Source organism: Cupriavidus lacunae, assembly GCF_003353055.1.
Lineage (GTDB): Bacteria > Pseudomonadota > Gammaproteobacteria > Burkholderiales > Burkholderiaceae > Cupriavidus > Cupriavidus lacunae.
Window position 1 is genome coordinate 1 of sequence record NZ_QKWJ01000153.1, and the last position, 8587, is coordinate 8587.

7 protein-coding genes are annotated in these 8587 nt (G+C 62.3%); 6 read left to right on the forward strand and 1 reads right to left on the reverse strand.

What is annotated here, in order from left to right; genetic code table 11:
* The first annotated feature begins 276 nt into the window (after nucleotides 1–276).
* Together DN412_RS41335 and benC are read left to right on the forward strand one after the other, a co-directional pair.
* Nucleotides 277–942 (forward strand): hypothetical protein, encoded by a 666-nt coding sequence (locus DN412_RS41335; RefSeq protein ID WP_244223081.1) that lies wholly within the window; start codon nucleotides 277–279, stop codon nucleotides 940–942.
* 326 nt (nucleotides 943–1268) lie between these two features.
* Nucleotides 1269–4052 (forward strand): benzoate 1,2-dioxygenase electron transfer component BenC, encoded by a 2784-nt coding sequence (gene benC, locus DN412_RS41340; RefSeq protein ID WP_115216792.1) that lies wholly within the window; start codon nucleotides 1269–1271, stop codon nucleotides 4050–4052.
* A 27-nt stretch (nucleotides 4053–4079) separates the two neighbouring features.
* On the opposite strand, the gene DN412_RS41345 is transcribed toward benC, so the two are convergent.
* Nucleotides 4080–5012 (reverse strand): helix-turn-helix domain-containing protein, encoded by a 933-nt coding sequence (locus DN412_RS41345; RefSeq protein ID WP_115216793.1) that lies wholly within the window; start codon nucleotides 5010–5012, stop codon nucleotides 4080–4082.
* 96 nt (nucleotides 5013–5108) lie between these two features.
* On the opposite strand from DN412_RS41345, the gene DN412_RS41350 reads away from it, so the two are divergent.
* The 4 genes from DN412_RS41350 to DN412_RS43685 all read left to right on the forward strand — a co-directional run.
* Nucleotides 5109–5948: an SDR family NAD(P)-dependent oxidoreductase gene (locus tag DN412_RS41350; protein ID WP_115216794.1), complete on the forward strand. Its 840-nt coding sequence runs from the start codon at nucleotides 5109–5111 to the stop codon at nucleotides 5946–5948.
* A 34-nt stretch (nucleotides 5949–5982) separates the two neighbouring features.
* Nucleotides 5983–7704, forward strand: coding sequence for an FAD-dependent oxidoreductase (locus DN412_RS41355; protein ID WP_115216795.1), 1722 nt, complete (start codon nucleotides 5983–5985; stop codon nucleotides 7702–7704).
* On the forward strand, nucleotides 7701–8048 hold the full coding sequence (locus DN412_RS41360; RefSeq protein WP_115216796.1) for an NIPSNAP family protein: 348 nt from the start codon (nucleotides 7701–7703) through the stop codon (nucleotides 8046–8048). Before DN412_RS41355 ends, DN412_RS41360 begins: the two co-directional genes overlap by 4 nt.
* Nucleotides 8049–8255: 207 nt before the next feature.
* Nucleotides 8256–8587, forward strand: a 332-nt coding sequence (locus DN412_RS43685; RefSeq protein WP_161564127.1) for a hypothetical protein, incomplete at its 3' end; no start/stop codon positions are given.

Here is an 8587-nt window from a genome sequence, read left to right on the forward strand (position 1 = left end):
AAGCGCTTCTTCGTTGCATCGTCTAACGGCTTCTTCGACACGGCGCGTATCTCCAATCAACCCGTTAGAGATGAAACGCGCCAGCCCTGAATCCGTTGTCATGTTTTTTGTAAATCTCAATAGGTAGGGACCGCCGATGAAATCAATGATCACGTCCACGGAGGCGGCCGCGCTGACTACGATCGCAGACGCCTCTCCTTTGGCCGGCAACCGATACAAGATCGCGCTGCTGCAACGGACCGTGGTCCGGGCCCTCGAACTCGCGGGAGAAGCCAGATGACGAACGCAAACCATATCGGCCAACCGCATGCCCGCATCGACGGGCGCGCCAAGGTGAGCGGCAGGGCGCAGTATGCCGCCGACTTCAATCAACCCGGGCAAGCCTATGCGGTCATTGTGGGCGCGTCGATCGGCCTGGGACAAGTGGTCGAGGTCAACGCGGAAGCGGCGCGCAGACTGCCGGGGGGCCTGGCGATACTGACCCATGAGAATGCCCCGGCACTGGCGTATGCGCCCCACAAAGGCTTTATCGATCCGGCACACGGCGACCGTCTCCATGTCCTGCAGGACGATCGCGTCCGCTTCTACGGCCAGCCGGTTGCCGTGGTCGTGGCACAAACTCCGGACCAGGCCGAGCATGCGACCTGTCTGCTGCAGATTCGCTATGCCGGGGAAACGCCGGTCTGCGACCCGCTCGATAACCGTGCCGAAGCCGTGGTGCCGGAGGCGGGGCGCGAGCCAGACCCCATTCGGCCGCCCGGGTACGCGGCGACTCCGATGGCGCGCTGGCGGCGGCCGCGGTCAGTATCGATGCCACCTACGATGCCGCGCGCGAGAATCACCTCCCGATCGAGCCGAACGCCACCATTGCGGTCATCCCGCCGAATGGTGCGCACCGACCACCTCGCCGGCGTGGATGCCCACCCGGATCCGGAGGGTTGAAATCAAGAGCGGCCGTGCACGCATGTCGGCTCTCCGTCTCTTTGAAATCGAGACGGTGGTTCGATAATCGGTCGTGTGTCCCAAGAGTGTTGATAGCTTCTGCAACAACAATATGTGCAACGGCATCAATCGCAATGCACGTTTTGTCCGGGCTCACGCCGTCTCTGTCCGTTGAGGGAATGCGGTTCAGGCTCTAAATTTTCATCCTCAAACCAAATGGGCACGCGAAGGGCTTTGCAAGAAGCAAGGCTATTTCGCGTGCCACCCCGCTCGAACAGACCGGCAGTGGAGCGGTATGTTCTGGCGGCTCTAGAGGAGACACCGCTATGGCCCATCAGATAACACTCCGTTTTGAGGACGGAGTGACCCGCTTCATCGAGTGCGAGGAGGGCGAGCGCATCACCGACGCTGCCATTCGCGCCAAGATCAATATCCCACTCGATTGCCGTGATGGTGTGTGCGGTACCTGCAAGGCGGACTGCGAGTCCGGCGAGTACGTTCTGGGCGATTGCGTGGAGGATGCGCTTACTGCGGAGGAGGCGAGCGCGCGCAAGGTTCTCACATGCCAGATGAGCCCACGTTCCGCCTGCGTGATTCAGCTCGCTACGAGCTCCGATGTTTCGGGTACCGGCCCGTCCTCCCACAGGGGAAGGATCGCCACATGTCAACGCGCATCCGCCACCACCATTGCCTTCTCGGTCGAGCTCGAGAACCGCGAAGCTCTCAGCTTCCTTCCGGGGCAGTATGTGAATATCCAGGTGCCTGGCACGGACCAGACACGGTCCTACTCGTTCAGCTCCGGACCCGGGGAGCGTCACTTGTCTTTCCTTGTGCGCAATGTGCCGCAAGGCGCGATGTCGACCTGGCTCTGCGAAACCGCCAAAGTAGGCGACCCCATTGAGTTTCGCGGCCCGATGGGAAGCTTCTACCTGCGCCCCATCGAGCGGCCGGTGCTGTTTCTGGCGGGTGGCACGGGCCTCGCGCCGTTCCTCTCTATGCTTGACAAGGTCGTCGAGGACGGCGGCAGCCCGCATCCGATCCACATGATCCTGGGTGTGAACACCGATGAGGACCTGGTTGGCATCGACCGGCTCGAAGCCTATGCGCAGCGCTTGCCGAATTTCACCTATGCCTGCACAGTCGCCAGCCCCGAGAGTGCCTATCCCAATAAGGGCTATGTCACCCCCCATATCGTCGCTTCGCAGCTCAACGGTGGCGATGCCGATGTCTACCTTTGCGGCCCGCCGCCGATGGTCGATGCGGTGCGCAGTTTTCTCTCGTCTGAAGGGCTGACGCCGCGTAATTTCTACTATGAGAAGTTCTCCGGCACCGGCCTGGTGGTCCAGACCGGCGAGGAGCATATTGCACCGGTCGATGTCGACGAGGCCTTCGATTTGCGCATGGCTCTCGAACTGGGGGCCGCGCAGCTAACCATGGGCCGGCTGTCGAGCGAGCAGTTGATCACTTTCCGCCGGCTCGCCGAGGCGACCGCGCCGTTCGTGTCCGGGCAACGCTTTATCGACATTCCGCGCTACATCGAGGCAAACCACGCGTTCCACCTGTTCCCGATCGAAGCTTCCGGGAACGCCCAGCTGATTGCGCTTTACCGGCAGCTCGCCGTGCAGGACTACATCGCCCGTGCGCTGACCGACCAGATCGAGATTGTGGGCGATGTCGTTCAGCATCACCGGGACATTGTCGCCGCCTTCGAGCTGGGCGACCTGAATGCGGCGCGTGACCTGATTGCCCAGCATGCGCGTCACTCCAAGGCCACGATGAGCCGGGCGCTGGAGCGTAAGGCGACGGGCAAGATGGCACCCGTGGTCGCAGCACCCGTCTCTCGCCCCCTTGCTGCGCCGCAGAGCGCGCCATCGGTCTGCCCATTCACGGCCAGCACGCTTCCGCCCTATTCGCACGAACTGGAGTGGCCTCAGGGGCTTGAGCCATTCAAGGTGGTCGATGACGGCTCGCAGGGTGACCCTTACGAGCACTACCGGTGGATGCGCGAACATGCGCCGGTGCTGCGTTGCCAGTCGGCGACTTCGGACGTGTGGTTTCTCTCCCGCTATGACGATGTCTACCAGGCGATCCGCAACCCGAAGCTGTTTTCCTCCGAGGTCGTCAGCCCGCCACCGCTTACGTTCCTGACGCTGTTTGACGCGCCCGACCATACGCGGTTACGCAAGGTCGTCCAGCCGTCCTTCCTGCCGTTGGCGCTCGATCCTTTTATCGAACAGATCGAGCAAAGGGCGGAGAGCCTGCTCGACGCGATGATCGCCAAAGGCGGCGGTGACGTCGTCGACGATTTCGCCATCCCGCTCAGCATCTCGACCATCTCCGCGATGATCGACGTGCCGAACGAGGATGAGGAGAAGATGAAATTCTGGTCGGACGAGACCTTTAGCTATTTCGGGCGACTCGCGCGCAATGCGCCGGGGACCGGCACCGACGAGCAGAGCGCGAAGGCATTCTTCGCCTACTTGAAGGAGGCGATGGAGCGGCTCGCTCGCACCGACAGCCAGTCAATCGGCGGGCATATCGCGCGCATGTGGAAGGACGGCCTGCTTTCGGAAAAGGAAGCGAAGGAGCTGTGTGCGTTCGTCTTCATCGCCGGGCACGACACGACGACGATCCTGATGGCCAACGCGTTCCGCATGTTCACCGAACAGCCGAACCTGCTGGGACGTATCCGCAAAAACCCCGCCGACGCTGAGCGTTTCGTCGAGGAGGTGGCGCGCTATCGTGGTACCGTCCAGCGCGTGAGCCGCATCACCACCGAGGCGACCACGGTCGCGGGCGTTGATCTGCCCAAGGGCGCAGTAGTGCGTTTGTTGCTGTCGTCCGCCAACCGCGACAGCCGCAAGTTTGCCGACGGCGAGACGTTCGACATCGACCGCGATTCCAGTGGCCACCTCGGTTTCGGCAATGGCATGCACAAATGCCTTGGCATGCCGCTCGCCAAGCTGGAGACGATGATCGCGACGAAGACTCTCGCGCGCAAGCTTGGCGATATTGCCCTCGACCCCGAAAGGCCGATCCAGTATGTGCGGGGCAACAATCTGACAAACTCGGGACCGGAACACCTGTTCGTCAAGATGGACAGGTTGTAGGACTGGACCCGGAAGGGCGAGCTCGCGTCAGCTCGCCCGCACCTTTTCAGGCGGCAAGGATCGGTCGTGGGCCGCCGAACGGTATTCAGTTGGACGCAGTCCGGTCTGCTTGCGGAAGAAGCGACTGAAATACGCCTCGTCCTGGAAGCCCAGTTCACTGGCGATCTGCTTCACGCTATGCGTCGAATAGCCGAGCAGCCGCTTGGCCTCATGGATCGAGCGTGCATTGATCGCCTCGATTGCGGAGACCCCGAAGGTGGCACGGCAGATGCGGGAGAGCTGGCCGGTGGTCACGCCCATCTCGTCGGCGTAGCTGGCGACCGGCCGCCGCTCACGGCAATGGCGATCGAGCAGGGCGCGGAACCGCTCGATCCGCGCGGCCATTGTCCGCCGCTCGGAACTGGCTGAAAGCCGGGCGTGCTCGCTGAGGCGCCCGATCTTGACGAACAGGGCGATTGTCAGTGCGGCGCCTGCGGTGAACTGCCAGCGCTCGTGGCTCTCCGCCTCGTGGCCAATCGACTGAAACAGGGTCTCCAGGGGCGTGCCGCGCTCGACTTCGGGATCGATCGACAGCACGGTCGGCGTGCGCATGAATTCCAGCAGTTCGGGCGCGGCCGTCATTGCCAGCGATTCCAGTGCCGACTGTGCGGCGGTGATGACGTGACCGTCGATGTCGCTCCGGAATTGAAAGCCGTGGACCGAACGCGCTGGCACGACGATCAGGCATGGCGCTTCGACTGTCCAGGCGTGGCCGTCGATGAAGGCCTCGCCGCCCCCGCTGGTGACGTAGAGCACCTGGATCAGCGCATCGTGGACGTGCGGCTCGATGTCAAAGTCGAAGCGGCCGGCACGCAGGGGAATGGGTTCGTAATGCACCATGTCGACCCAGGTTTGCTCAGCTTCCGCACCATAGAGCCCGAAATGCAGAACGGTCCGGCGGCGCTGTTGATCATGGGCCATGATGCACGATATGTCCTGTTACACGTGGTCTCTGTCCATTGTTCCACAGGCGCTCGAAGCGTTCAATGGCGATACAGATTTCAGGAGACAAATCGCATGGAAAATCTCAGGAAGCAAAACGCCTCGACGCCATACCGGCTGAACCTGGATCGAAAGGTCTGCGTGGTCACAGGTGCGGGCAGTGGCATTGGTGCCGGCATCGCGCGCGCCTTTGCTGATGTCGGAGCACATGTGGCGCTTGTGGATCGGAATCGTGCCGGCGCCGAGGCTGTCGCCGCCGAGCTTCGGAAAGCCGGTGCGGTGGCACAGGCGATCGGCTGCGACGTGTCGGACGAAGCCTCGGTTGCCGCAGCGGCCGGCGAGGTTCGCGCAGCGCTCGGGCCGGCCAGCGTGCTCGTCAACAATGCCGGGCTGCTGCGCGCCGGACCTCTGGAGACGGTCGCGATCGAAGACTGGAACCAGGCCATCGCCGTTAATCTCACTGGCTATCTTCTGTGCGCGCGGGCATTCGGTCGGGACATGCTGGCGGCGGGCAAGGGCAGTATTGTCCATGTTGCCTCGATTGCGGCGCTTAATCCGCAGACCAATAGCGGTTCCTATAGCCCGAGCAAGGCGGGTGTGCTGCTGCTCTCGCGGCAGCTGGCGGCGGAATGGGGCCCACGCGGGGTGCGCAGCAACTGCGTGCTGCCCGGCATGATCCGCACCGCGCTCTCCGCCAAGTTCTACGAGGAGCCGGGCTTCGAGGCCCGCCGCGCCGCCGCCACCGCGAGCCGCCGCATCGGCGAGCCCGAGGATCTCGCCGGCCCGGCCTTGTTCCTCGCCTCTGACCTGGCTGCCTACGTCAACGGCGCGGAGGTGCTCGTCGACGGTGGACTTGATTGCATGCTGATGGACATGGTCCCGCGCCCCGGTTTCAACGCGACCCCGGCCGCCTGAGATCCATCACACCATAACGACAAGGAGATTGGATATGGCTAAAGAGATCATTTGCGATCTGGTCGTGGTCGGATCGGGTGCTGCTGGCCTCGCCACCGCGATCACTGCACGCAAGCGCGGCCTCGATGTCGTCGTGCTCGAAAAGGAACCCGTGTTCGGTGGTACCACCGCGCTGTCGGGCGGGGTCTTGTGGATTCCGCTGAGCAAATATGGCCGACAGCAGAATCCGGCTGACACCGTCGAGCGCGTGCGCGAATACATGATGAGCGAGACGGGCAACAACTACGATGCCGCCGCAGTCCAGTGCTTTATCGAGAACGGACCGAAAATGGTCGAGTTTTTCGAGCGCGAGACCGAGATGAAGTTCGTGCCCACGCTTTATCCGGACTATCATCCGGATGCGCCCGGCGGCGTCGATATCGGCCGCTCGGTCCTCGCCGCGCCCTATGACATTCGCGGGCTGGGCAAGGACATGCGCCGTCTCAAGCCGCCGCTCGAGACGATCACCTTCATGGGAATGATGTTCAATTCGTCGAACGCAGACCTCAAGCATTTCTTCCGCGCGACGAAGTCCATTGTTTCGTTCCTCTATGTGGCACGGCGTCTGGCAACCCACATCAAGGAGCTGGCGCTCTACCGACGGGGGATCAACGTCACGAGCGGCAACGCGCTTGCCGCGAGGCTCGCAAAGTCGGCGCTGGCGATCAACATTCCGATCCTCACTTCGACGCCCGTGAAGGAACTGCGCAGCGAGGACGGCAAGGTGGTCGGTGTGCGTGCGACCGCATCCGACGGTGACCTTCGGATCACTGCCCGGCACGGCGTCGTGCTGGCTTGCGGCGGCTTCCCGCACGATCTCAAGCGCATCGCGCAGGTCTATCCGCATGTAAAGCGCGGCGGTGAGCATCTCTCGCCGACACCAGTCGGCAATACGGGCGATGGATTAAGCATGGCGGAGAAGGTGGGTGGCGCGGTCGAGCTCGGCTTCCCTGATGCGTCGGCCTGGATGCCAGTTTCAAAGGTAGCCTTCGGCAAGGGCCGCACAGGCGTATTTCCGCATCTGCTCGACCGCTATAAGCCCGGCGTGATCGGCGTGCTGCGCAGCGGTAAGCGCTTCACCAATGAATCGAACTCCTACCACGATGTTGGCGCGGCGCTGATCCGCGCTTGCAAAGGTGAGCGCGAGACGGCGATGTGGCTGATCTGCGACAAGGTGGCACTCGGCAAGTATGGACTGGGCTATGCCAAGCCCGCGCCGATGCCGGTGGGGCCGTTACTACGCAAGGGCTACCTCATCAAGGGCGAGACGATCGGCGAACTGGCGCGCAACTGCGGGATTGTTCCTGATGTGCTTGAGAGGACGGTCCATGCTTACAACCGCGATGCCGAGCGCGGAGAAGACCCGGCGTTCCAGCGCGGCCGCACATCGTTCAATCGTTATCTCGGTGATCCGGATAACCAGCCCAATCATTGCGTTGCGCCGATCGCGACCGGCCCCTTCTATGCGGTGAAGGTGGTGATGGGCGATTTGGGCACTTTCGACGGCCTCAGGACTAGCGTCACCGGCGAGGTGCTGCGGGCCGACGGCAGCCAGATTGAGGGCCTTTACGCGGTCGGCAATGACCGGCGCAGCGTGATGGGCGGCAACTATCCAGGCGCCGGTATCACCCATGGGCCCAATATGACTTTCGGCTATGTCACCGGTAACGCCATCGCCACCAAAGCCATGGCCTGCAACGAGAAGGTGCACGCATGAGCATCCACCCAATGTTTCTGGCAAAGCCCCTCGTGGATTTCCGGGTCTACACTATCGCGCTGCGCAAAATGCCCGAGTTTCTTGAGGTATTTGACAGGCTCGCCATGCCAATCCTGCTCGAGACGCTTGGACATCCGCTCGGCTTTTGGACCAGTCTGGTCGGGCCGCAGAACCAGTTCACCCACCTGTGGGGGTATGACGATCTGGCGGACTACGAACGACGGTGCCTTGCACGCGATACGCATCCGGATTTCCCGGCCTATCTCAAGGCATCGAGCCATCTGATCACGGCACAGGAGACACGGCTCATTCGTGCCGCCGCGCTGGATAGTATCGCAGGGTAAGGCGATACCTGAGAGTTTTGCTGTTAGTCGACAGGCGAGCGTTCTCGCATCGGTCTTTGATGGTAGGACGCGTCATCAGACAGGGTGCCACTTTTTCACGGATCGGCACGATCGTCTGGGGCGTCGTCCCATAGTCGCACACAAACTGCGAGACTGATTCACGCGCCGCGAGGCGTTGTAGAGCCTCGGCCCGCTGTATGTCAGTCTGTGCTGATGGCGACCCAGTGTCTTTCCTTCCGCGCGGGTCACGTTCGACTCGTCGACCGCGATCAACACGCCCATCGTCATTTTCCCGACGGCACGCATCAGATCGACGCCGCCGAGCGCAGGACAGTGAACGCGAACATTCTCGGCGGCGAGCCGGTCAATCGTCGATCGCAAATCCATTGCATTGCGGCGCGTCAAGCTTCGTCACAATTATTGAGATTTACAAAAAACATGACAACGGATTCAGGGCTGGCGCGTTTCATCTCTAACGGGTTGATTGGAGATACGCGCCGTGTCGAAGAAGCCGTTAGACGATGCAACGAAGAAGCGCT